This window comes from Ectopseudomonas toyotomiensis, assembly GCF_017167985.1.
GTDB classification, from domain to species: Bacteria; Pseudomonadota; Gammaproteobacteria; order Pseudomonadales; family Pseudomonadaceae; genus Aquipseudomonas; species Aquipseudomonas toyotomiensis.
Genome location: NZ_CP070505.1, coordinates 3,480,082 through 3,503,005, shown reverse-complemented (window position 1 = coordinate 3,503,005; position 22,924 = coordinate 3,480,082). Strand labels below are relative to the sequence as shown.

The following is a 22,924-nucleotide window of genomic DNA, read 5'->3' as shown; positions in this document are numbered from 1 at the left end:
CCTCAAAAGGGCTCCTGTATGACTGCCGTACAACTGATCGTTGGCCTGGGTAACCCCGGCCCCGAATACGACCAGACCCGGCACAATGCAGGGGCCCTATTCGTTGAGCGCGTGGCCGAGAGCCAGCGCGTCAACCTGTCTGTAGATCGCAAATATTTCGGCCTGGTGGGCAAGTTCAATCACCAGGGACGCGAAGTTCGTCTGCTCATCCCCACCACCTACATGAACCGCAGCGGCCAGTCCGTGGCGGCCTTGGCCAATTTCTTCAAGATCAAACCCGAAGAAATCCTGGTGGCCCACGACGAACTCGACATGCCACCCGGCGTCGCCAAGCTCAAACAGGGCGGCGGCCACGGTGGGCACAACGGCCTGCGCGACATCATCGCCCAGCTCGGCAACCAGAATAACTTCCATCGCCTGCGGCTCGGCATCGGCCACCCGGGGCACGCCAGCCTGGTATCCGGCTACGTGCTCGGACGCGCCCCACGCGGCGAACAGGACCTGCTCGACAAGAGCATCGACTTCGCCTTGGACGTCCTGCCGGAAATACTCGCCGGCGACTGGACCGTGGCCATGCGCAAACTGCATAGCCAGAAGGCCACCAAGTAACCATCTTTTACCGAGGGACACATCATGGGATTCAACTGCGGCATCGTCGGCCTGCCCAACGTCGGCAAGTCCACCCTGTTCAACGCCCTCACCAAATCCGGCATCGCGGCGGAGAACTTCCCCTTCTGCACCATCGAGCCGAACAGCGGCATCGTGCCCATGCCCGACCCGCGCCTGGATGCCCTGGCCGAGATCGTCAAGCCCGAGAAGGTCATCCCCACCACCATGGAATTCGTCGACATCGCCGGCCTGGTAGCGGGCGCGTCGAAAGGTGAAGGCCTGGGCAACAAGTTCCTCGCCAACATCCGCGAGACCGACGCCATCGCCCACGTGGTGCGCTGCTTCGAAGACGACAACGTCATCCACGTCGCCAACAGCGTCGACCCCAAGCGTGACATCGAGATCATCGACCTCGAGCTGATCATGGCCGATCTCGACAGCTGCGAGAAGCAACTGCAGCGCGTGGCCCGCACCGCCAAGGGTGGCGACAAGGAATCCGTGGCGCAGAAGGCCCTGCTGGAAAAGCTCATCCCCCACCTCACCGAAGGCAAGCCGGCGCGCAGCCTGCTCAAGGACCTGGGTGACGACGAGAAGCGCCTGGCCAAGACCTTCCACCTGCTCACCACCAAGCCGGTGATGTACATCGCCAACGTCGCCGAAGACGGCTTCGAGAACAACCCGCACCTCGACGTGGTCAACGCCATCGCCGAAGCGGAAGGCGCCATCGTCGTACCGGTGTGCAACAAGATCGAAGCCGAGATCGCCGAACTGGACGATCTCGAAGAAATGCAGATGTTCCTCGAAACCATGGGCATGGAAGAGCCGGGCCTGAACCGCGTGATCCGCGCCGGTTACTCGCTGCTCAACCTGCAGACCTACTTCACCGCAGGCGTGAAGGAAGTGCGTGCCTGGACCGTCAAGGTCGGCGCCACCGCCCCGCAATCGGCTGCTGCGATCCACACCGACTTCGAAAAAGGCTTCATCCGCGCCGAAGTCATCGCCTACAACGACTTCATCCAGTACAAGGGCGAAGCCGGCGCCAAGGAAGCCGGCAAATGGCGCCTGGAAGGCAAGGACTACATCGTCAAGGACGGCGACGTGATGCACTTCCGCTTTAACGTTTGATCGTTGGGAGCAGTGCATAGACAGAACCCCGCTTTGACGGGGTTTTGTTGTTTTTGGGGTGGGGAATTATCGGATTACTTCGCTATCACACTCTGGTTTTGCTTGAGACGTCTTGAGACTGTTGAACCAGTTCGTAACGATCTTCTCCGCTTTTTTCCATGGGCGGATTCTTGCGGTTAGTCGGAAAGCACGACAGAGTTAAGCCTTCTTTGAACTGCAATGTTGATTACGTCATGACTGAACGCTCCACCAGCTCGTCTGGTCAGCCGGAGGAGAATTTCGCCAATAGTGAAGGCTGGATTTCATGGCGAAACCTCGCCACTGAAGCCATGGAGCGCTTTTACGAGCAGCTTACTGCGAATGTTTCCGGATTCCCGGGCTTGGTGGGCTACGAGGCAGCGGAGCGTGCAAGGGCAGCTAATGGGAACCTTGCCTGGTCTTGGGGGGCAGCTGCTGAGATTCAGGAAACTATCAATACGGTAAATTCGTGGGGGATGCACCTGCATGATTGGTGCGCTTGGAATGCCGTTGTGGAGTCATATGAGACAGATGAAGATAGAGGGCAGCTGCTGCATCACTTCGTTGAGCCACTAGCTTTCTTCTGCATGCATCAACCTAGCGCAGTCAGTGATCGCCTGATGCTTCTTACCGAGACACTGTTACATCAGGCCAACCGTCTTGTAGAGCCAGGCTACGTTGATCGCCTTGACCAGGATCGCTTGAGGCCCGGACAAGGGCTTCGGCGCTCTGATCGTAGAAAGCAGGTCATTCGCCTCGGTCAGCGCTGGACACGATTTAACGTGTTCCTAGCTGCCTTGGATACGATGAATGACTCGGCCTATCGAAAGCTTAGCCGCAATTTCCGCGACCTATCTGTTCACTCGTTTGCGCCTAGATTCATGGTCGGGCAAATCATGCGTGCAGTTCGTTCAATTGAGCCTTTGCAAGAGACCGTGAAACAACCGGGCGGCGGCTACCTACTTGTAGATCATCCGACCAAGAAATGCGTGAGCTATACAATAGGGGTGCTGGAGCCGTTTCCTCTCAACGATGCATGCTCAGCTAGCCTTTCTGAGCACCAGAAAGTAGTGACCGCTATGAGTGCATTCTCTCAGCTGCTTGAGGAGATATGCGACAGCATGGATGCAATACCAGATCGTCTGTCGGGGCAGTCGTAGGCCAGGACAAGAAAGGGACAGTTCGGGGACACCGCCCCAAATAAAAAGGGGCTAGCTTGCGCTAACCCCTTGAAATTTATGGTGGCTACACCGGGACTTGAACCTGGGACATCAGCATTATGAATGCTGCGCTCTAACCAACTGAGCTATGTAGCCAACGGCGCGCATTGTCCGCGTCTCGCCTACCGCTGTCAACCCCAGATCATCGATAAATTTACGTTTTATCAAGCGGTTAGGCTTCAGTGGTGGCGATGCGCTCAATCGCTCGTTTCTGAGCCTGCGGCTGACCTCTCAACCGCTCGGACGGTGCTTGCGGGGCTGTCGGGCGATGCCGGAAAATCCGCCTCCAGCAGGCTGCAGCGCCGCCGTGTGCTGGCCAACGAACCAGGAGAACACCTTGAGAGCGAGAGACGATTTCGACGATCTGCGGGCGGAGCGTGATATGCCGACGCACTACCGCAACGAACCCAACCACCATGCCGGGCTGTGGAAGCAGATCGCGATTGGCATCGTCGTCGGCTACAGCGTGCTGGGCGTCATCAGTGCGGTTGCCTGGATGATCATTGCGCGCTTCATGCTGGGCGATCTGTCCATCACGCTGCCGTAACAGTCACATCTCTGCACCAGCGGACGTACTGACGATGGGGTTGGTACTTGCCATCCCCTGCCCGCCTCTTCATCCTGCCCCATTGTTTACCCAACGAGCCCTATCATGACGCCCATCCAGAATATCGGCCTGGCGCTATTCGTGTTGCTTTCCATTGGTTTCGCCATCGGTCACAAGACCGAATGCGGTGATGGCCGTGTGGTGGAGACCTATCTGGCCAAGGGGCTGGCCTCGCAGTTGCTGGGGCATGATCTTTGCCAGCAACCCTGAACACCCTTCATTAAGGAATGATGTGATGAAAAAGTTCGCCTTGCTTGTCAGCTTTGGTCTTCTCGGCGCCTGCGCCAACCTGGGCTCGCAGCCACCGGTGCCGGTCACTTCGCCGGTGGTGCAGGCCTTTCGCGACATCTGCCTGCAGACGGCGCCGAGCTTTGCCGAGGCGCATCGCGTGGCGCGGCAGCATGGCGTCACCGAGATGACCGATATGGGCTTCGCCACCGTCGGCTTCAATGCGGACAAGAGCCTGAGCATTCAGGTCAAGGTCAGCCACGAATGCGTGGTAACCAGCGAGGCGCAGGAGGATGACAGCCTGACTCGCCAGTTGCTCAGCGCCGCGGCGATCAATGCCGGCACCACGGTGCCGCGCAAGGTGCCGGTGAAGATGATGATCGCCGGGCAGCCGTTCATCCTCATGCATGATCGCGTAGGCGGTGAAGCCTTCGTGATGTTGAAGCCGGAGTGAAAGAACTGCCATCCTCTCCCCCGAGCCACGTTCGACGAGGGTGGCCGGCAGACTTACGGCGTTTTCAGCCCTCTCCCCCAACCCCTCTCCCATAAATGGGAGAGGGGAGCAAAGCGCGCAGGACCTTATGTAAACAGCGTTACGCTGATCGGGGGTATTTTCAGGCGCTTTTGCCAGGCCGCGTGGCCAGCAGCAGGCCGCCGAAGATCATCGCTGCGCCCAGCCAGTGATAGAGCTGCAGGCTCTCGTTCAATAGCACCCACCCCAGCAATGCGGTGAATACCGGCATCAGGTAGTTGGTCAGCGCCGCCTTGGCCGCGCCGATTACGCGGATGCCGTGGTTCCAGGCCAGGTAGGCCAGCAGCGAGGCGAACACGGCGGTGTAGGCGACGGCCGAGAGGTTGGCGGCGTTGATTGCCAGATGCGCGCCCTGGCTCAGTTCATATAGATAGAACGGCAGAATCAGCGGTACGCCAAGCAGGATGAACACGCCCAGCAATGCCAGCGGCGGGATCGGCTGCAGGTACGCTGACCAGCGCCGTAGCAGCAGCGAGTAGAGCGCCCAGTCGACCACCGCCAGCAGCATGATCAGGTCGCCCTGGTTGAACGACAGGCTGGCCAGGCGGCTCCATTGCCCCTGGCTGATCAGCACCGCCAGGCCCATCACCGCCACCAGCATGCCCCACCAGGCGCGGCGTGCCGGCCACTCGTTGAGCAGCAGCCCGGCGCCGATGAAAGTCACCAGCGGCAGGCAGGTGTTGACCAGCGAGATGTTGATGGCTGCCGTGGTCTGCGCCGCGCTGTAGAGCAGCGAGTTGTAGCCGGCGATGCCCAGGCCGCCGAGCACCAGCAGACGCCAACCGGCAGTGCGCACCGCCACGCGATGACGCCATAGCGGCATGGCGACGAAGGGCAGCAGCAGCGCCAGGGCCAGGCACCAGCGCCAGAACGACAGGGTGAACGGGGCGATCTCGCCCGCGAAGGCGCGCGCCACCAGGGCATTGCCGGACCAGCAGAGGTTGGCCAGCAACAGGCCGAACAGCGCCAGCGGGCGCGAATGATTGAGTGCGTTCATAAGGCGACGCGACATTTATCTGAGTGGGGGTTGGCCGGCTGTGCGCGGTCACCGAGCGGGCAGTGCTGAGCGATCATTGCGTAGCTTCCGAATCAGTCGGCTTTGCACCATACGGAGGCACGCAATGCTTGGCAAGGTGGCGGACCGTAGGGTGCGCCGTGCGCACCAACCCTGCAGTGACACCATCGTGGCTACGACTGCATGGATGCAGGAGGTAGAGCGAAGCAGGATGCCCGAGCCGAAAGCCCCTCCCACGAATCGGCCAGAGCCAAACCGCGGGAGGCGCTTCAGCGGCGAGAGTTGCAGTATCTCGGCGTATTCGGTGCGCGCGGCGCACCCTACGGCCGTCAACGCCGACTGCGGCGGCGCAGCGGGCGACTAAGCAGCCAGAGAATCAGCAGCACGCCGGCCAGAATCACTGCGCTGGCGCCCCACTGCATCGGCCCGGCCAGGCGGAACAGCTCGGCCGGGTGCAGGCTGGGCGCGCGGATCATGCGCGCTTCGGCAGCCGAGCCGCTGGTGGGAATATCGGCCAGGCCGTCGCCATCGAGATCCGGCAGGCTGCGGATATGGTCGAGCAGCACCTGCCATTCCTTGAGTTCCTGCACGCCTTCCTTATCCGGGTCCTGGTCGATGATGGCGTCTTCGATACGCGGCAGCGGGCGGCCCTCGGCATCCTTGGGGATGACGTTGAGCAGGCCCTTGGTCAGGTCCGGCACCAGCCAGGTGAAACTGCCGACGTAGCTAGTGGCGCCGATGCTGTAGAGGCGCGTGTCGTTCAGGTCCAGGTCACGGTAGCCGCCGTGCGGATCGCCGATTTCGATGCGGCTGACGCGGTCGAACGGCACGCGCCAGGGGTTGTAGGTGAAGCGCACGCCGGAAACCCGCGGGTAATAGCTCTGGCTGTCACGCAGCTGGTAGGCGAGCAGCAGCACTTCCAGCAGTGACTTGATTTCGCGCGCGCTGATGTAGGCCTTGATCATCGGGTAGCCCGGTTCGTCGTCGAACTGGCCGATGCCCAGCGGGGCGATGCGAAACAGGTCGGAGACGTCCTGCACGCCATTGCGGCCCTTGAGCAGGTCATCGCGGATGGTGCCGTTGCCGGTGAAGGCCAGGTCGGCATCGACGGCATGACGCAGCGCATCGGTAACCAGGTTGGCCAGGGTCTGATCGGTGAAATCACGGCCCAGGCTCTGGTCGACCTTGGCCAGCGGCTGGTCGAAGCGATAGCCCTTGGGCGTCAGCATGCGCTCGCTGACCACCTGCTTGAAGTCTTCGACCTTGGCGGTGATGGTCGCGTCGCCGACAATGCTGTCGTTGACGGCGTGCAAGCGATAGTCGCGCACACGTGGCACGCCGTCTTCACCCAGGCTCATGCGCAGTTCGCCGAGGTACTGGATCTCGGAGCCCGCCTGCACCACCGGGGTACGCCCACCCACCAACACCGGCTGCGGCAGTGCCACATGCGAGTGGCCGCCGACGACGATATCAATGCCCGGCACCTGCTCGACCAGCTCCACTTCCTCGCCGCGCCAGTTGCCATCGGCCTGCTGGGTAACGCCCATGTGCGAGAGCAGGATGACCACCTCGGCGCCCTCCTCGCGCAGCTTGTCCACGGTTTCCCTGGCGGTGGCGACCGGGTCGGCGAAGGTCACCGGTTTGATCATCGGGCTGACGGCCACGGCGTTGTTGCCGAGCAGGCCGAACAGGCCGAAACGAATGCCGCCGCGCTCGATCAGCTTGTACGGCAGGATGCGCCCGGCCTCAGCGTGCGCCTGCAGGCTGTCGTCGGCCTTGCTCGCGGCATCGAAACGCATGTTGCTCGACAGCAGCGGCAGCAGCGCATCGCCCTTTTCCTTGTGCGCCGCGCTGATCATCGCAGCGAGGCCGGCCGGGCGGAAGTCGAATTCGTGGTTGCCGATCACCGCGGCGTCATAGCCCAGCTCACTCATCAGGCGCAGTTCGCTGCCCATCTCGCGGGCAATGGTGTGAAACAGCGTGCCCATGGTGAAGTCGCCGCCGTCGAGCAACAGCAGAGGTTCTTCACCGGCTGCTGCGCGGCGCTCATTCAATAACGTGGCAAGCCGGGCGACACCGCCAACAGTGTCATCATCGTTCACCGTCGCCGGGCTGTATTCATTGTTGGGGCCGAAGCCGAGCAGGCGCGACTGCCAGTCGTTGCTGTGCAGGATGGTGAAATGGCGCTCGGCGGCGACCAGCGGCGTCGCACTCAGCAGGCCGGCGAGCAGGAGGGTGAGGAACAGGCGCATGGACGATCCTTGACGATGACTGCGCACAGTATGGAGCAGGCCATGACGCCAGGCAGCGACCGATCGAGACGCACTTTGTCGCCAATCGAGTCAGACATTCATTGCCCCAGATCAGCCTCAACCCAGACGGCGGGACTAAGCTGTAATCAGGACTGCGAAGTGGAGAAGCGCCATGGACCACTATCACCTGATGTTGATACTGCTGATCGGAGGCTTTCTGCTGCTGGGAGTCGGCTTCAACTTTCGCGAACACGAATGGGGCGTACGCGTGCTGGGTTTGGGCGTATTGCTGATGCTGGTGCCGATTGCGTTGCGGGTGCATCTGGCGTTGGCGTAACCCTAGGGTGCCCATGCGCACCGGGCAACATCGATGATGCCGGGATTCATTCGGGCAGGGTGTTGCGAACAGCCGGTGCGCGCGGCGCACCCTACGGGGATCATCGCCAGGTGATTGGAGAAAGGCGGCGCGATGTGTCGTAGGGTGCGCCATGCGCACCGGGGGATATGGGTCCCTACGGTTTCTGCCAGCGCTCGGCGGCGCTCTGGTCGCTGCAGCGGCCCTCGACCCAGCGCGGGCCTTCGCTGGTGTCTTCCTTCTTCCAGAACGGCGCGCGGGTCTTCAGGTAATCCATGATGAAGTTGCAGGCATCGAACGCGGCCTGACGATGGGCGCTACTGGTGCCGACAAAGACGATGGGCTCGCCCGGCTCCAGGCGGCCAATGCGGTGGATGATCTCGATGCCCAGCAGCGGCCAGCGCTCACGCGCCTCATCGGCGATCTTGGCCAGCGCCTTTTCGGTCATGCCGGGGAAGTGTTCGAGGAACATGCCGCCGACTTCGCGACCTTCATTGAAGTCGCGCACGTAGCCGACGAAGGTGACCACCGCGCCGATGCCGAGGTTGGCGGCATGCAGGGCGTTGAGCTCGGTGCCGGGTTCGAAGGGTTGGGCTTGGACGCTGATGGTCATGGGGATCTCGTTTGCAAAGGACGCTGGTCAAGGGCAGGCGGCTTGGAGAGATTGGTGGGCTTAAGCCCACCCTACGCGTGGTACATCATCGCGGCTGAAGCGGAACGCCGCCCGGCCCACCCTACAGCTGGATCGGCATCAGCCGCCGGTAACGGTGGGGAAGAAGGCGACCTCGTCGCCCTCGGCCAGCGGTTCGTCAAGACTGCACAGTTCCTGGTTGCGCGCACACATCAGGTTCTGCTCGCCCAGCACTTCCCATTCGCCGCCACGGGCGACCAGGTGCAGGCGCAAGTCGTCGAGGGTGGCGAAGTCGCCGCTGAGTTGTTCGTCGTCACGGCCCAGGGTTTCACGGTAGCGGGCGAAATATTGCACGCGGATCATGCTTGTTCCTCCAGCTTGTAGTGACCGCTCTTGCCGCCGAGTTTTTCCAGCAGGCGCACCTGCTCGATGACCATGCCGCGATCCACGGCCTTGCACATGTCATAGATGGTCAGCGCGGCGACGCTGGCGGCAGTCAGTGCTTCCATCTCGACACCGGTTTGCCCGGACAGTTTGCAACGCGCGGTGATATGCACGGTATCAGCGCCTTCGGCGCTGAGTTCGACCTTGACGCCGGTGAGCATCAGCGGGTGGCACAGGGGGATCAGATCGCTGGTTTTCTTCGCGGCCTGGATGCCGGCAATGCGCGCCACGGCGAATACGTCGCCCTTGGGATGCTCGCCGGCGACGATCATCTGCAGGGTGGCGGGCAGCATGCGCACGCGCGCTTCGGCGGTGGCTTCGCGGAAGGTGGTCGCCTTGTCGGTGACGTCGACCATGTGCGCGCGGCCTTGGGAATCGAGGTGGGTCAGCACGGGAAAGCTCCAGACGGGAATCGACCGATTGTAAACCTGCAGGTCAGGATTTCGTAGCCCGGATGAAATCCGGGGCCAGAGGCAGCAAAAATCCCCGGATTTCATCCAGGCTACGCTTCTGTAGGAGCGGATTTATCCGCGATCATCGCGGCTGAAGCCGCTCCCACGGGACTTGTGGCGATTCGTTAATGCAGACTAAAACGCCCCTGCTCTTGCGAACAGGGGCGCGGGTGTTTCACAGCCCGAGGGTTACATATGGGTTTCCGCGTACTCCGCAAGGATCGAGCGCGGTACGCCTTGCAGGGTGATGTGCACGCCGTGCGGGAAGTCCTTGAAGCGTTCGGTGAGGTAGGTCAGGCCCGAGCTGGGCGCTGACAGGTAGGGGGTGTCGATCTGCGCCAGGTTGCCCAGACACACCACCTTCGAGCCGTTGCCGGCACGGGTGATGATGGTCTTCATCTGGTGCGGGGTGAGGTTCTGGCATTCGTCGATGAGGATAAGGCTCTGCTGGAAGCTGCGCCCGCGGATGTAGTTGAGGGATTTGAACTGCAGCGGCACCTTCTGCAGGATGTAGTCGACGCTGCCGTGAGTGCTCTCGTCCTCCATATGCAGCGCCTCGAGGTTGTCGGTAATCGCGCCGAGCCAGGGCTCCATCTTCTCCGCCTCGGTGCCGGGCAGAAAGCCGATCTCCTGATCCAGCCCCTGCACGCTGCGGGTGGCGATGATGCGCCGGTAGCGCTTGCTGACCATGGTCTGCTCGATAGCCGCGGCCAGCGCCAGGATGGTCTTGCCGGAGCCGGCGGCGCCGGACAGGTTGACCAGGTGGATGTCCGGGTCGAGCAAGGCGAACAGCGCCAGCGCCTGATGGATGTCGCGCGGTTTCAGGCCCCAGGCTTCCTGGTGCAGCAGCGGCTCCTGATGCATGTCGAGGATCACCAGCTCGTCGCCCTTGATCGCCTTGATCCAGCCGACGAAACCCTGTTCATCGAGGATGAACTCATTGACGTGAACCGCCGGCAGGTTGTCGATGAGTTGCACGCGATGCCAGGTGCGCCCGTGGTCCTGACGGGTGTCGACCTTGCTCACCCGGTCCCAGAACGAGCCAGGCATGTCGTGATAACCCTTCGACAGCAGCGAGACGTCATCGACCAGTTGGTCGGTGTGGTAGTCCTCGGCGTCGATCCCGCAGGCGCGCGCCTTCAGGCGCATGTTGATGTCCTTGGTCACCAGCACCACGGACAGGCCGGGGTTGCGGGTCTTCAGCTCCACCAACTGGTTGATGATCTTGTTGTCGTTGAGGTTTTCCGGCAGCCAGGTCACCGGCGCCGCACTTTTACTCATAAGGATGGAAAGACGACCGCAGGGGCCGCTCTTGCCGCGCTGGATGGGTACCCCGTACTCGACGTCCTCGGGCTCCGCCCCGGCGAGAATCTGATCGATCAGGCGGATGGCCTGGCGACATTCGGCGGCGACGCCGTGCTTGCCGGATTTCAGTTTGTCGAGTTCCTCCAACACCGTCATCGGGATCGCGACGTGGTGTTCTTCGAAGTTGAGCAAGGCGTTGGGATCGTGAATCAGGACGTTGGTGTCGAGAGCGTAGAGGGTTGGAGCGGTGGGCTTGGAGCGTCCGTGGTCATCCATACGTCGGTCACCTTCTTGTAGTAGCCAGGCGACGCAATACCAGGTGCGGTGCTGCGCCGGACAGAGACCGCCGACTTTTTTCAGGTCGGGGCCGAAAGGTGGCAAGCAAGGTGAGGGCCAATGGCCGCCACCTGTCTGCAGGTTTCGGCGGTCTTGCTTTTTTATTACTCCAATTCACATGACAGAAAAACGTTTTTTTATCGCCACACAGGTTTATTTGCAGAGGCGACAGATAGTGCTTGGCGAGCCGCCAGCACCCCGTTAAAGTCCGAAGTCCTACCTGCTGTAACTCGCCTCCCTTACCCGCTCCCACTTGCAGCATGCCGCGCCAATCAGGTGCAAGTAACGCTTCGCCCCTGCTCATTGCTGGCAACCGCTTCGCGAGCAAAGCTCGCGCCTACAACAGCCGCGCAGCGGTTCTTCTCAATCACCCCGATAGGTGGTCTTGCCGTCCCCTGACCTCTAGAATCGCCGTCACGCTTTCTGGAGACTCCGCACATGCTGATGGTGATTTCACCGGCCAAGACCCTCGACTACGAGACGCCGCCTGCCACCCCGCGCTTCACCCAACCCGAACACCTCGACCACGCCCAGGAGCTGATCGCCCAGCTGCGCGACTTCAGCCCGGCGCAGATCGCCGAGCTGATGGGCCTGTCGGACAAGCTCGCCGGCCTCAATGCCGCACGTTTCGGCAGCTGGGAGCGACCGTTCAATCCGTCCAACGCCAAGCAGGCGCTGCTGGCATTCAAGGGCGACGTGTACACCGGGCTGAACGCCGAGGATTTCTCCGAAGAAGATTTCGACTTCGCCCAGACTCACCTGCGCATGCTCTCCGGCCTTTACGGTGTGCTGCGCCCGCTGGACCTGATGCAGGCCTATCGCCTGGAAATGGGCACCAAGCTGGCTAACGTGCGCGGCAAGGACCTGTATGCCTTCTGGGGCGAACGCATCAGCGGCTGGCTGAACGAAGCGCTGGCCGCCCAGGGCGACGACGTGCTGCTCAACCTGGCCTCCAATGAGTACTTCGGCGCGGTCAAGCGCAAGGCGCTGAACGCACGCCTCATCGATACCGAGTTCAAGGACCTGAAGAACGGCCAGTACAAGATCATCAGCTTCTACGCCAAGAAGGCCCGTGGCCTGATGGCGCGCTACGTGATCAAGGAGCGCCTGACCAACCCCGAGGGCCTGAAGGACTTCAACTATCAGGGCTACCGTTATTCGGCCGAGCATTCCAAGGCCGACAGCCTGGTTTTCCTGCGCGACCAGCCGCAAGACTGACCCTACACCGGCCAACCCCATGCACCGCTCATCGGCTGCTGCATGGGTTCGGCCACTGCGCTTGTCGATCCCCGCCTTCCCCGCCCTGCCGCTTCGTTGCACCCTGAGCGCTGCGCCTGACAAAAATTCCCTCGCCGTTGCGTTTGATTCTCAAAACCTGTTTGGCATCACAGTTTCAGCGCGAGCGCACTTTCCACAGAACTTATTGCCCCGTTAAGTTATCGGATAGTTTCGAGCGCATTAATGGACATATTGCCATCATGCATTTTGCAACTTGCCATTATATTGCAATCAAATTAGCCGTTCAGCTTCGGTTCAGCTTCAGGACGAACGGTAGGAACTATCCGAAAGGGCCGCTACTCATACAGCCCGTAACACATTTCAATACATAACTTTCTGATCACTTGAAACTGCCAGATAGCGAATTAACTTTCGCTGGACAGCTTCACCCGAAGAAAAGTTCGTGTATGTCAAAGGGAGATATAGCAACCCGTCACAGTACCGAGATAGAGGTCTCAAGCGAGGCGGCAGCGACAACATCAAAGGGCCACCTTTCAATATAAAGGCCCACATTTGGTGCCACTTCCGGCGCCCCACTCTATTTATGCCTGAATGAACTTGCTCGTATTAAAGCAGCAAGTTCACGGACTAGTTTTGGCCATAAGGCCAGTATTTGAAACTGCATCGAACGGACGAGGTGAATACCATGCGAATCAGTATCTTCGGTTTGGGTTATGTAGGTGCCGTTTGTGCCGGCTGTTTGTCGGCACGCGGTCACGACGTGATTGGCGTGGATATCTCCGCGAACAAGATCGACCTGATCAACAACGGCAAATCGCCCATCGTTGAACCGGGTCTGGAAGAACTGCTGCAACAGGGTCTGCGTCAGGGTCGCCTGCGCGGCACCACCGACGTCGCCGCTGCCGTTCTGGAAAGTGATGTGTCGTTCATCTGCGTCGGCACGCCGAGCAAGAAGAACGGCGACCTGGAGCTGAACTACATCGAAGGCGTGTGCCGCGAGATCGGCATGGCCATGCGCGACAAGAACGAGCGCCACACCGTGGTGGTACGCAGCACTGTGCTGCCGGGCACTGCCAAGAACGTCGTACTGCCGATCCTCGAGGACTGCTCGGGCAAGAAGGCCGGTGTCGATTTCGGCCTGGCGGTGAACCCCGAGTTTCTGCGTGAAAGCACCGCGATCAAGGACTACGACTTCCCGCCGATGACCGTCATCGGTGAGCTGGACACCGCCTCCGGCGACCTGCTGGCCAGCATCTACGAAGAACTCGACGCCCCGATCATCCGCAAGGACATCGAAGTCGCCGAGATGATCAAGTACACCTGCAACGTCTGGCACGCGGCCAAGGTCACCTTCGCCAACGAGATCGGCAACATCGCCAAGGCAGTCGGCGTCGATGGCCGCGAAGTGATGGATGTGGTCTGCCAGGATCACAAGCTCAACCTCTCCAAGTACTACATGAAGCCCGGCTTCGCCTTCGGCGGCTCCTGCCTGCCCAAGGACGTGCGCGCGCTGAACTACCGCGCCGGCAGCCTGGACGTGGAAGCGCCGCTGATCGGTTCGCTGATGCGCAGCAACGCCGCCCAGGTGCAGAAGGCCTTCGACATCATCGCCAGCCACGACTCGCGCAAGGTCGCCCTGCTCGGCCTGAGCTTCAAGGCCGGTACCGATGACCTGCGCGAAAGCCCGCAGGTGGAGCTGGCGGAAATGCTCATCGGCAAGGGTTTCGACCTGAGCATCTACGACCGCAACGTCGAGTACGCGCGCGTGCACGGCGCCAACAAGGAGTACATCGAGTCGAAGATCCCGCACGTCTCCTCGCTGCTCAACAGTGACCTGGACGACGTGGTGGCCAAGGCCGACATCATCGTCCTGGGCAACAGTGACGAGCGTTTCGCCAAGCTGGCCGAGCAGGCGCCAAGCGGCAAGCGGGTGATCGATCTGGTCGGTTTCATGCCCCACGCCAGCAATGGCGTGGCCGAAGGCATCTGCTGGTAAGGACCCGAACGTACCTGCGCGCCCCGCGCGTGCAGGTACTCGGAGACGCATATGGACAAGCTCAAGAACGGCCTCAACCAAGCCAGCGGCTGGATGCTCTATCTCAGCCTGCTGATGCTGCTGGCACTGGCCCTGCCACGCACGGTGTTCGACCCCGAAGCGCGGGATTTCATCCTGCTCATCGGCATCGTCGGCATCTGGCGCTATTCCATGGGCGCCATGCACTTCGTGCGCGGCTGCCTGTTCCTTTACCTGGTCTACCCCTGGTATCGCCGCAAGGTTACAAAACTCGGCAAGGACGCCGACCCCTCTCATGTGTTCCTGCTGGTCACCAGCTTCCGCATCGAGGCGCTGACCACCGCCATGGTCTACCGCTCGGTGATTCGCGAAGCCATCGACTGCGGCTATCCGTGCACCGTGGTGTGCTCGATCGTCGAACTCTCCGACGAGCTGCTGATCAAGAACCTCTGGGCTCAGGCCGAGCCGCCGGCGCATGTCACCCTGGACATCGTGCGCATCCCCGGCACCGGCAAGCGTGATGGCCTGGCCTATGGTTTTCGCGCCATTTCCCGGCAGATGCCGGACCGTGATGCGGTGGTGGCGGTGATCGACGGCGACACCGTGCTTGAGCCTGAAGTGGTCCGTAAATGCGTGCCCTGGTTCAAGCTCTTCCCCAACGTCGGCGGGCTGACCACCAACGAGTTCTGCGAGGTACGCGGCAGCTACCTGATGAGCGAGTGGCACAAGCTGCGCTTCGCTCAGCGCCACCTCAACATGTGCTCGATGGCCCTCTCCAAACGGGTGCTGACCATGACCGGGCGCATGTCGGTGTTCCGCGCCAGCGTGGTGACCGACCCCGAGTTCATCCGCGACGTGGAAAGTGATCACCTGGAGCACTGGCGCCTGGGGCGCTTCCAGTTCCTCACCGGTGACGACAAATCCAGCTGGTACAGCCTGATGCGCCTGGGTTACGACACCTTCTACGTGCCGGACGCGGCGATCAACACGGTTGAGCACCCGCCGGAGAAGAGCTTCATCAAGGCCAGCCGCAAGCTGATGTTCCGCTGGTACGGCAACAACCTGCGGCAAAACTCGCGCGCCCTGCGCCTGGGCATGGGTCGCCTCGGCGCCTTCACCAGCCTGGTGCTGTTCGACCAGCGCGTGTCGATGTGGACCTGCCTGCTGGGCCTGTGCGTGGCGATCATCGCCAGCATCAAGTACAGCCTGATGTACCTGCTGATCTATCTGCTGTGGATCGGTAGCACGCGGCTGATCCTCACGCTGCTGCTGATGCTCTCCGGCCACCGCATCGGTCCGGCCTACCCGGCGCTGCTCTATTACAACCAGATCGTTGGCGCGATGGTGAAGATCTACGTGTTCTTCCGTCTCGACCAGCAATCCTGGACGCGCCAGAACACCAAGCTCAACCGCGGCCTGTCCAGCTTCGCCAACTGGTTCAACAGCTGGTCGTCGCGTGCCATGACCTTCTCTGCCTCCTGTGTCTTCATCGCCGCGCTGCTGGCGCTGGTGTGACCGTACTCGAATAGGAATTAGCCACCATGAACTCCGTCGCCAATCACAACGTCGTCCATGAGTCCGAGGCCCAGCGCCAGCATGCCCGCGTCAAGCTGCCAGGGCGCTTGCGCTTCACCAATGCCAAGGGCGAACGCATCGACGCACGCCTGCAGGATGTCTCTGCCGGCGGTTTCAGCTTCACCAACGAAAAGACCACGCACAAGGTCGGCGATTTCCATCGCGGCCAGTTGCAGTTCCAGCTCGACAGCCTGGTGCTGGGCCTGGACGTGGAGTTTCAGGTCAACTCGGTACAGCCGGAGCACAACCGCGTCGGCTGCCAGTTCCACGGCCTTGGTGCTCGGGAAGCCGCCGCCCTGCGCCACCTGATCAGCGCGCATCTGGCTGGTGAACTGGTCAATGTCGGCGAGGTGCTGCACATCCTCCAGCGCGACAACTTCACCAAGGCGCGCAAGAACGGCGCAGGCGGTGGCATGGGTATGTTCGGCCGCCTGCGCGCCGTGACCTTCAGCGGCGCGATCTTCCTCATCGGTCTGGCCGCCTTCGGCTACATCGGCAAGTCGATATACGGCCTGTACTTCGTCACCCACGCACAGTCGGCGCAGATCAGCCTGCCGGCGCTGCAGGTGACCATGCCGCGTGAAGGCAGCGTGCAGAGCCTGGCGCAGCAAGATGGCATCGTCGAGAAAGGCGCGCCAATCGCCACCTTCACCACCAGCATGCTGGAAATGCTCAAGGGTCACCTGGGTGAGGACCAGCTCGAACCGAGCCAGATCGAAGCGCTATTCGCCCGCGAGATGCAGGGTACCCTGACCAGTCCGTGCAACTGCAAGATCTCTCGCCAATTGGTGGCCGACGGTCAGTTCGCCAGCAAGGGCGACGTGATCTTCGAACTGGTACCGCAGGACGGCATCGCCACCGTCAGCGCCAGCTTCCCCTACCGCCATCTGGAACAGGCGCGCCCCGGCACGCCAGTAACCTTCAAGGTGGCCGGCGAAGACCAGGCGCGTCACGGCGAGATCGTCAGCAGCGCCCTGCATGACGGCGGCCTGAGCTCGGACATCCGCGTGGTGATCAAGCCGCAGGACACCCTGCCGGCCAGCCTCGCCGGCCAGCCGGTGGACGTGGTCATCGACCGTGGTCCGTCGCTGGGCTGGCTGGTCGACCGCGCCGTCGCGGCAGGTCGCTAAGGAGGTCACGCCGTGAGCATGCCCCTTCTTCGTCCCGCCCTGCTCGGCCTCGCCGTCAGCGCCACGCTGGCCGGCTGCGCCGGCCTGCCGGATGAGCGTCTGGCCCGCGAAGCCCTGCAGAGCGGCGACCAGCAGACTGCCGAATGGCATTTCCGCCAGCTCGCCGAGATGGGCTACAGCGACGCGCAGATCGGCCTGGCCGACATCTACGCAGCCGGCGGCCAGACCCAGGATCTGGATGAGGCCGAGCGCATCTACCGCCAGGCTCAGGATGGTTCGCCACGCGCCAACGCGCGCCTCGGCAAGCTGCTGGCGCGCAAGCCCGGCAGCACCCTGGCCGAGCGCCGCGAGGCCGCCGAACTGCTGGAAAGCGCAGCCCAGGCTCGCGAGCCAAGCGCGCTGCTGCCGCTGACCGAACTCTACCTGTTCTATCCACAGGACTTTCCCGCCATGAACATCGCGCAACGTATCCAGGACTGGCGCCAGCAGGGTCTGCCGCAGGCGGAACTGGCGCAGATCCTTCTGTATCGCACCGATGGCACCTACGACCAGCACCTCGGCGAGATCGAGCGCATCTGCCAGGCGCGCCTGGCCAGCAACGACGCCTGCTACGCCGAACTGGCCACCGTGTACCAGAAGCAGAACCGCGAAGACGACCGTCAGGCGCTGATCGACCAACTGCTCGCGGGCTACCGCGCCGGCAATGTTTCACCCAACCAGGTCGAGTCCGTGGCTCAAGTCCTCAGCGACCCTGAGGTCGGCCAGCCGCAGCCGCAGCAGGCACAGGACCTGCTCGAGGCGATCGCACCGAATTATCCGGCCGCCTGGGTCAGCCTGGCGCGCCTGCTTTACGACTATCCGGGGCAAGGCGATATCGACACCCTGCTCGGCTATCTGGAGAAGGGCCGCGAAGCTGCCCTGCCACGTGCCGAGCTGCTGCTCGGCCGCCTGTACTACGAAGGCAAGCTGCTGCCGCAGCAGCCGAAGAAGGCCGAAGAACACCTGCGCAAGGCCGCGCCCAGCGAACCCAGCGCCAATTACTACCTGGGGCAGATTTACCTGCGTGGCTACCTCGGCGAGGTCTATGCCCAGCAGGCGCTCGACCACCTGCTCAGCGCTGCGCGCGCCGGCCAGCTCAGCGCCGACTTCGCCCTGGCGCAGATGTTCAGCCAGGGGCGCGGGGTCAAGCCCAACCCGGTCAACGCCTATGTATTCAGCCAACTGGCCCTGCCGCGCAACACGCCGCCGACCTTCGAGCTGGCGCACGAGGTGGCCGAGAGCCTGACCCCGGCACAACTGGCCGAAGGCCAACGCCTGCTGCGCGAGGAGCGCGATGCCCGCGGCATCGTCCTGCAGCAGCAGGCCGCCCTACAGGCCAGCCAGCCATGAACAAGGATGCACGCATGCAGCTAAACCGTATCGTCAGCCAATTGGGGCTGAGCGCCAGCCTGCTGGCAGCCAGTGCTGCCTGGGCGACGGATGCACCGAAGAATTTCGGCCTGGATGTGAAGATCACCGCGCAATCGGAAGACGACCGCGACCTCGGCACCCGCGAGGGTGGCGACGTCAGCGGTATCGGTCTCGACCTGCGCCCCTGGGCCTACGGCGAACGCGGCAACTGGAGCGCCTTCGCCATGGGCCAGGCAGTGACCGCCACCGACACCATCGAAACCGACCCGCTGCAGGACGACGGTGAAGACAGCACGCAGCGCAGCGACGCCCGCCAGCCGGACAAAAGCTATCTGGCCATGCGCGAATTCTGGGTCGACTACGCCGGCCTCACCGCCTACCCCGGCGAGCACCTGCGCGTCGGCCGTCAGCGCCTGCGCAGCAACGAAGGCACCTGGTGGGACACCAACATCGAGGCGGTCAACTGGCGCTTCGATACCACCCTGCTGCAAGCCAACGTCGGCGTCGCCGAGCGCTTCTCCGACTACCGCACCGACCTCGATGACCTGGCCCCCGAAGACGAAGACCGTCGCCACTTCTTCGCCGGCCTCGACTACCAGTGGACGCCCGGCCACCGCATCGGCGCCAAGCTGCATCACAGCCGCGACGACGGCCGCCTGGCCAATCCCGGCGAGCGTGTCGACGAGCTGAGCAAGCGCTACACCGGTGACCTGACCTGGTTCGGCCTGCACGCCGACGGCGGCTTCTTCGAGCGCAATTCGCGCAACCGTCTCAATTACTGGGCGCAGCTGACCTGGCTGCAGGGTGATACCGATCAGTTGCAGCAGCAAGTGGTCGGCAGCGACCGCATCGCCACCGGTTCGCGCAGCCAGGACGTCGACGCCTGGGCCATGGACCTGGGCCTGCGCTACAGCCTCGATGACAACTGGAAGATCGGCGCCGCCTATGCCCGTGGCAGCGGCGGTGGCGACGAAGGCAAGTCGCGCCAGTTCATGCAGACCGGCCTGCACAGCAACCGCGCCAACTTCACCGGCGTCGAATCACGCCTGCACCGCTACGGCGAAGCCTTCCGCGGCGAGCTCTCCAACCTGCAGGTGGCCAGTGCCTTCAGCTCCTGGCAGCTGGGCCAGGACTACGACGCCAGCGTCGTCTATCACCGCTTCTGGCGCGTCGATGGCGACCAGGACGTTGGCGACAGCGGCATCACTGCACCGCTGGTGGCCGGCGAGAAAGATATCGGCCAGGAAGTCGACCTGGTGCTGACCCGCTACTTCAAGCAGGGCCTGCTGCCGGCCACCGTCGCCGAACAACTGGAAGACCGTTCGGCCCTGGTACGCCTGCGCGCTGGCGTGTTCCTGCCGGGCGACGCCTACGGCAGCGGCACCGACTCGGTGATGCACCGCGCCTTCGTCGACTTCATCTGGCGCTTCTGAGGGATCGGATCATGCAACCCAACGGCTTAGCCCTACCCCTGCTGCTCGGCGCGCTGTGTCTCACAGTGCCCCTGGCCCAGGCCAACCCGACGCAGCACCAGTTCGACTACCGCGTGCGTAGCGCACCGGCGGACGAACTGCATATGGAAGCACCCACGCTGCCGGATCTGTCCGGCTACACCAAGGAGGCCGTGCTGGCCAAGATTCCGCGTGAGAAACGCGGCCAGGTGGTGGTGCGGCGCATGCTGCGCCAGGACGCGCTGAAGGACTTCACCGGCGGCAACGAACGCCTGCGCGAATGGATCAAGCGCCAGCAAGGCATGCCCCAGGCGATCTTCATCGAAGGTGGCCTGGTCACCGCCCAGGACATCGCCAAGGCGCTGCCCGACAGCCAGTTCGCCGAACAGGAACCGGGCGTGTACCTCGCCCGCCTGCCCATCGTCGTCGCCGAAGGCGCGGCGCTGCACGTCGGCAAGGAAACCCGCGAACTGCGCCTGTCGCAGGAGCGCGGCTCGTTTCTGGTCAACGATGGCCTGATGTTCCTCACCGACACCCGCGTCACCGCCTGGCGTGAGGCCGATAACGGCCCGGCGAGCATGCGCGACAACGGCAAGGAGTTCCGCCCGTTCCTGGTTTCCTGGGGCGGCAGCGAGCTGTATATCGCCAGCAGCGTGCTGACCAGCCTGGGCTACGACAACTCCAAGTCCTACGGCGTGTCGATCACCCAGTACACGCCGAACATGCACGAGCGTCTGCAACGCGAGGAGCCGACCGGCTGGCTGATCGATTCCGAGTTCGTCGACCACTGGTACGGCTTCTACTGCTACGAAGCGCAGAACGTAGTGATCAAGGGCAACACCTACCGCGACAACATCGTCTACGGCATCGACCCGCACGACCGTTCGCACGGCCTGATCATCGCCGAGAACAAGGTCTTCGGCACCAAGAAGAAGCACGGCATCATCATCTCGCGCGAGGTCAACGACAGCTGGATCATCAACAACGAGAGCTACGACAACAAGCTCTCCGGGGTGGTCATCGACCGTAACAGCGAGCGCAACCTGATCGCCTACAACCGCGTGCACGGCAACCATTCCGACGGCATCACCCTGTACGAGAGCGGCGACAACCTGCTGTGGGGCAACCAGGTGCTGCGCAATCAGCGCCACGGCATCCGCATCCGCAACAGCGAGAACATCCGCCTCTACGACAACCTATCGGCGATGAACCAGCTGACCGGTGTGTACGGCCACATCAAGGACCTGTCGGACACCGACCGCGACCTGCAGCTGGACCCGTTCGACACCAAGATCTCGATGATCATCGTCGGCGGCACCCTGGCCGGTAACGGCTCCAGTCCGATCAACATCGACTCGCCGCTGTCGGTCGAGCTGTACCGCGTGAAGATGCTCGCGCCGCGCAAGAGCAGCGGCATCCAGCTCGCTGGCATCCTCGGCGAGAAACAGGACGAAATCCTTGACCTCATGGTGCGCCAGCGCCTGCCCGTGCTGATCGATCCGATCGAGCCCGAGCCGATGACCAACTGACGAGGCCTCCCATGACTGCACACACACTCAAGACCCTGGCCCTGGCAGTGACTTGCGCCGCATTCGGCAGCGCGCTGCAGGCCGAAGAACGCCAGGCGCCGCAATACCAGGTGGAAGATTGCTGCTCGCTGTGCCCGGCTGCGCACGACGCCAGCCGTTACACCACCAACTACATGAAGAACTTCGTCACCCTGATGGATGCCGACGAGGGCTGGCTGTTCCGCAGTGTCGAAGACCTGCGCACCGAATTCGGCACCAGCGAAGTCGGCTACCAGCGCCTCAAGGAACTGCGCGACGGCCTCAAGCAGCGCGGCGTGGAACTGGTGGTGGTCTATCAACCGACCCGCGGCCTGGTCAATCGCAGCAAGCTGCGCCCGGCCGACTACCAGCGCTTCGACTACGACAAGGCGTTGCGCAACTACCGCCAGGCGCTGACCCGCTTCGAACAGCTGGGTATCTGGGTGCCGGATCTGACGCCGCTGACCGACGAGGATAGCGACAAGGAGTTCTACTTCCGCCGCGACCAGCACTGGACGCCCTACGGTGCCGAGCGCACCGCACGCCTGGTGGCCGAGACGGTCAAGCGTATCCCCGGCTTCGAAGATATTCCGCGCAAGGAGTTCGTCACCGAGCGCGTCGGTCTGATGGGCAAGACCGGCACCATGCAGAACGTCGCCAGCCAGCTGTGCGGCACCGGCTATGCGGTGCAATACGTCGACCAGTTCGTCACCGAGCCCAAGAACGCCAGCGATGGCGACGCGCTGTTCGGCGACGACAGCAGCCCCAAGATCACCCTGGTCGGCACCAGCCACAGCGGCAAGAACTACAACTTCGGCGGCTTCCTCGAAGAATACCTGGGCACCGACGTGCTCAACGCGGCCTTCCCCGGCGGTGGCCTGGAAGGGGCGATGATCGAGTACCTGGCCAGCGATGCCTTCCAGAACGACCCACCGAAGGTGCTGATCTGGGAATTCTCACCGCTCTACGACCTGGCCTCGGACAAGATCCACCGCCAGTTGATGGCCAGCCTGAACAACGGCTGCAGCGGCCAGACCGAGCTACTCGCCAGCGAGAAACGCCTGCATCCGGGCAGCAACGAGATACTGGTCAATGGCGAGAACAAGCTGCTGACCCTGCGCGGCAACCGCCACCAGCTCGACCTGCGTTTCAGCGATCCGTCGGTCAAGCGCGTCGACGCTACCATCTGGTACCTCAACGGTCGTCGCGAACAGCTCAAGCTGGAGAAGCCCAATACCGTCGATACCGACGGGCGCTTCGCCGTGGAACTGCGCGACGAACCGGGCTGGGGTGATCAGAACTTCTTCGCCCTGGAAATCCAGAAGCCCGAGGACAGCGCCGACGACCTGAAAGTCCAGGCCAGCCTGTGCCAGCGCCCTAGCGGGCCCAACCAGCAGGTCGCGCAGCACAGCGCGAACGACTGAGGAGG

At 62.7% G+C, this 22,924-nt stretch carries 21 protein-coding genes and 1 tRNA gene; 15 read left to right on the top strand and 7 right to left on the bottom strand.

From position 1 onward, the window contains the following. The first annotated feature begins 18 nt into the window (after nt 1-18). From pth to JWV26_RS16030, 3 genes are all read left to right on the top strand, one after another. Entirely contained in the window at nt 19-609 is a 591-nt protein-coding gene (gene pth, locus JWV26_RS16040) for an aminoacyl-tRNA hydrolase (protein ID WP_074913440.1), read from the top strand. 24 nt (nt 610-633) lie between these two features. Beyond that, on the top strand, nt 634-1,734 hold the full coding sequence (ychF, locus tag JWV26_RS16035) for a redox-regulated ATPase YchF (RefSeq protein WP_017678150.1): 1,101 nt from the start codon (nt 634-636) through the stop codon (nt 1,732-1,734). A gap of 233 nt (nt 1,735-1,967) precedes the next feature. Further along, nucleotides 1,968-2,912: a hypothetical protein gene (locus JWV26_RS16030; protein ID WP_206417310.1), complete on the top strand. Its 945-nt coding sequence runs from the start codon at nt 1,968-1,970 to the stop codon at nt 2,910-2,912. A gap of 79 nt (nt 2,913-2,991) precedes the next feature. Here JWV26_RS16030 and JWV26_RS16025 read toward each other — a convergent pair. Continuing rightward, a tRNA-Met gene (locus JWV26_RS16025) sits at nt 2,992-3,068 on the bottom strand. Nucleotides 3,069-3,309: 241 nt separating this feature from the next. Between JWV26_RS16025 and JWV26_RS16020 the strand changes: the two genes are divergently transcribed. From JWV26_RS16020 to JWV26_RS16010, 3 genes are all read left to right on the top strand, one after another. After that, complete coding sequence (locus tag JWV26_RS16020; RefSeq protein ID WP_206419273.1) at nt 3,310-3,519, top strand: hypothetical protein; 210 nt, start codon at nt 3,310-3,312, stop codon at nt 3,517-3,519. A 105-nt stretch (nt 3,520-3,624) separates the two neighbouring features. After that, nucleotides 3,625-3,789 (top strand): hypothetical protein, encoded by a 165-nt coding sequence (locus JWV26_RS16015; RefSeq protein WP_017678161.1) that lies wholly within the window; start codon nt 3,625-3,627, stop codon nt 3,787-3,789. 25 nt (nt 3,790-3,814) lie between these two features. After that, the gene (locus JWV26_RS16010; RefSeq protein WP_093048907.1) at nt 3,815-4,261 is read left to right on the top strand and encodes a hypothetical protein; all 447 of its coding nucleotides are present in this window, start codon (nt 3,815-3,817) and stop codon (nt 4,259-4,261) included. A 160-nt stretch (nt 4,262-4,421) separates the two neighbouring features. On the opposite strand, the gene JWV26_RS16005 is transcribed toward JWV26_RS16010, so the two are convergent. Beyond that, a complete protein-coding gene (locus JWV26_RS16005; RefSeq protein ID WP_072423745.1) occupies nt 4,422-5,336 on the bottom strand; it encodes a DMT family transporter in 915 nt (304 codons plus the stop codon). A gap of 347 nt (nt 5,337-5,683) precedes the next feature. Then, nucleotides 5,684-7,606, bottom strand: a complete 1,923-nt coding sequence (locus tag JWV26_RS16000; protein WP_206417309.1) for a bifunctional metallophosphatase/5'-nucleotidase — start codon at nt 7,604-7,606, stop codon at nt 5,684-5,686. 172 nt (nt 7,607-7,778) lie between these two features. Here JWV26_RS16000 and JWV26_RS15995 point away from each other — a divergent pair, with 172 nt between their 5' ends. Then, the gene (locus JWV26_RS15995) at nt 7,779-7,943 is read left to right on the top strand and encodes a hypothetical protein (protein ID WP_017678165.1); all 165 of its coding nucleotides are present in this window, start codon (nt 7,779-7,781) and stop codon (nt 7,941-7,943) included. A 175-nt stretch (nt 7,944-8,118) separates the two neighbouring features. Here JWV26_RS15995 and moaE read toward each other — a convergent pair whose 3' ends face one another. The 4 genes from moaE to JWV26_RS15975 form a co-directional block, all read right to left on the bottom strand. Next, complete coding sequence (gene moaE, locus JWV26_RS15990; protein WP_206417308.1) at nt 8,119-8,574, bottom strand: molybdopterin synthase catalytic subunit MoaE; 456 nt, start codon at nt 8,572-8,574, stop codon at nt 8,119-8,121. Between the two features lie 138 nt (nt 8,575-8,712). Then, on the bottom strand, nt 8,713-8,955 hold the full coding sequence (locus tag JWV26_RS15985) for a MoaD/ThiS family protein (protein ID WP_003243123.1): 243 nt from the start codon (nt 8,953-8,955) through the stop codon (nt 8,713-8,715). Beyond that, entirely contained in the window at nt 8,952-9,428 is a 477-nt protein-coding gene (gene moaC / locus JWV26_RS15980) for a cyclic pyranopterin monophosphate synthase MoaC (RefSeq protein ID WP_074913456.1), read from the bottom strand. The genes JWV26_RS15985 and moaC overlap by 4 nt, the downstream gene beginning before the upstream one ends. 249 nt (nt 9,429-9,677) lie before the next feature. Beyond that, nucleotides 9,678-11,069: a PhoH family protein gene (locus JWV26_RS15975; protein WP_072422980.1), complete on the bottom strand. Its 1,392-nt coding sequence runs from the start codon at nt 11,067-11,069 to the stop codon at nt 9,678-9,680. A 498-nt stretch (nt 11,070-11,567) separates the two neighbouring features. Here JWV26_RS15975 and yaaA point away from each other — a divergent pair, with 498 nt between their 5' ends. The 8 genes from yaaA (at nt 11,568) to JWV26_RS15935 (ending at nt 22,919) form a co-directional block, all read left to right on the top strand. Next, nucleotides 11,568-12,347: a peroxide stress protein YaaA gene (gene yaaA / locus JWV26_RS15970; protein WP_072422981.1), complete on the top strand. Its 780-nt coding sequence runs from the start codon at nt 11,568-11,570 to the stop codon at nt 12,345-12,347. Nucleotides 12,348-13,053: 706 nt separating this feature from the next. Next, the gene (gene algD / locus JWV26_RS15965) at nt 13,054-14,364 is read left to right on the top strand and encodes a GDP-mannose 6-dehydrogenase (RefSeq protein WP_072422982.1); all 1,311 of its coding nucleotides are present in this window, start codon (nt 13,054-13,056) and stop codon (nt 14,362-14,364) included. A gap of 51 nt (nt 14,365-14,415) precedes the next feature. Then, nucleotides 14,416-15,897: a glycosyltransferase family 2 protein gene (locus JWV26_RS15960; RefSeq protein ID WP_017678170.1), complete on the top strand. Its 1,482-nt coding sequence runs from the start codon at nt 14,416-14,418 to the stop codon at nt 15,895-15,897. Nucleotides 15,898-15,923: 26 nt separating this feature from the next. Beyond that, nucleotides 15,924-17,087: an alginate biosynthesis protein Alg44 gene (locus JWV26_RS15955; protein WP_072422983.1), complete on the top strand. Its 1,164-nt coding sequence runs from the start codon at nt 15,924-15,926 to the stop codon at nt 17,085-17,087. 12 nt (nt 17,088-17,099) lie between these two features. Further along, nucleotides 17,100-18,476: an alginate biosynthesis TPR repeat lipoprotein AlgK gene (algK, locus tag JWV26_RS15950; RefSeq protein WP_206417307.1), complete on the top strand. Its 1,377-nt coding sequence runs from the start codon at nt 17,100-17,102 to the stop codon at nt 18,474-18,476. Nucleotides 18,477-18,490: 14 nt separating this feature from the next. Then, nucleotides 18,491-19,930: an alginate export family protein gene (locus JWV26_RS15945; RefSeq protein ID WP_072423746.1), complete on the top strand. Its 1,440-nt coding sequence runs from the start codon at nt 18,491-18,493 to the stop codon at nt 19,928-19,930. Nucleotides 19,931-19,941: 11 nt separating this feature from the next. After that, nucleotides 19,942-21,477, top strand: coding sequence for a mannuronan 5-epimerase AlgG (gene algG / locus JWV26_RS15940; protein WP_072422985.1), 1,536 nt, complete (start codon nt 19,942-19,944; stop codon nt 21,475-21,477). An 11-nt stretch (nt 21,478-21,488) separates the two neighbouring features. Then, nucleotides 21,489-22,919 carry an alginate O-acetyltransferase gene (locus JWV26_RS15935; RefSeq protein WP_074913459.1) on the top strand — a complete coding sequence of 477 codons (1,431 nt, stop codon included), beginning with the start codon at nt 21,489-21,491 and terminating at the stop codon, nt 22,917-22,919. Nucleotides 22,920-22,924 lie beyond the last annotated feature (5 nt).

Coding starts and splice junctions, on each gene's coding strand:
- JWV26_RS15935 (WP_074913459.1), top strand. CDS start 21,489: ATGACTGCACACACACTCAAGACCCTGGCCCTGGCAGTGACTTGCGCC.
- JWV26_RS15975 (WP_072422980.1), bottom strand. CDS start 11,069: ATGGATGACCACGGACGCTCCAAGCCCACCGCTCCAACCCTCTACGCT.
- JWV26_RS15995 (WP_017678165.1), top strand. CDS start 7,779: ATGGACCACTATCACCTGATGTTGATACTGCTGATCGGAGGCTTTCTG.
- JWV26_RS16000 (WP_206417309.1), bottom strand. CDS start 7,606: ATGCGCCTGTTCCTCACCCTCCTGCTCGCCGGCCTGCTGAGTGCGACG.
- algD (WP_072422982.1), top strand. CDS start 13,054: ATGCGAATCAGTATCTTCGGTTTGGGTTATGTAGGTGCCGTTTGTGCC.
- algG (WP_072422985.1), top strand. CDS start 19,942: ATGCAACCCAACGGCTTAGCCCTACCCCTGCTGCTCGGCGCGCTGTGT.
- JWV26_RS15955 (WP_072422983.1), top strand. CDS start 15,924: ATGAACTCCGTCGCCAATCACAACGTCGTCCATGAGTCCGAGGCCCAG.
- moaE (WP_206417308.1), bottom strand. CDS start 8,574: ATGACCATCAGCGTCCAAGCCCAACCCTTCGAACCCGGCACCGAGCTC.
- yaaA (WP_072422981.1), top strand. CDS start 11,568: ATGCTGATGGTGATTTCACCGGCCAAGACCCTCGACTACGAGACGCCG.
- JWV26_RS16005 (WP_072423745.1), bottom strand. CDS start 5,336: ATGAACGCACTCAATCATTCGCGCCCGCTGGCGCTGTTCGGCCTGTTG.
- JWV26_RS16010 (WP_093048907.1), top strand. CDS start 3,815: ATGAAAAAGTTCGCCTTGCTTGTCAGCTTTGGTCTTCTCGGCGCCTGC.
- JWV26_RS15960 (WP_017678170.1), top strand. CDS start 14,416: ATGGACAAGCTCAAGAACGGCCTCAACCAAGCCAGCGGCTGGATGCTC.
- JWV26_RS16015 (WP_017678161.1), top strand. CDS start 3,625: ATGACGCCCATCCAGAATATCGGCCTGGCGCTATTCGTGTTGCTTTCC.
- JWV26_RS16030 (WP_206417310.1), top strand. CDS start 1,968: ATGACTGAACGCTCCACCAGCTCGTCTGGTCAGCCGGAGGAGAATTTC.
- ychF (WP_017678150.1), top strand. CDS start 634: ATGGGATTCAACTGCGGCATCGTCGGCCTGCCCAACGTCGGCAAGTCC.
- pth (WP_074913440.1), top strand. CDS start 19: ATGACTGCCGTACAACTGATCGTTGGCCTGGGTAACCCCGGCCCCGAA.
- JWV26_RS15945 (WP_072423746.1), top strand. CDS start 18,491: ATGCAGCTAAACCGTATCGTCAGCCAATTGGGGCTGAGCGCCAGCCTG.
- JWV26_RS15985 (WP_003243123.1), bottom strand. CDS start 8,955: ATGATCCGCGTGCAATATTTCGCCCGCTACCGTGAAACCCTGGGCCGT.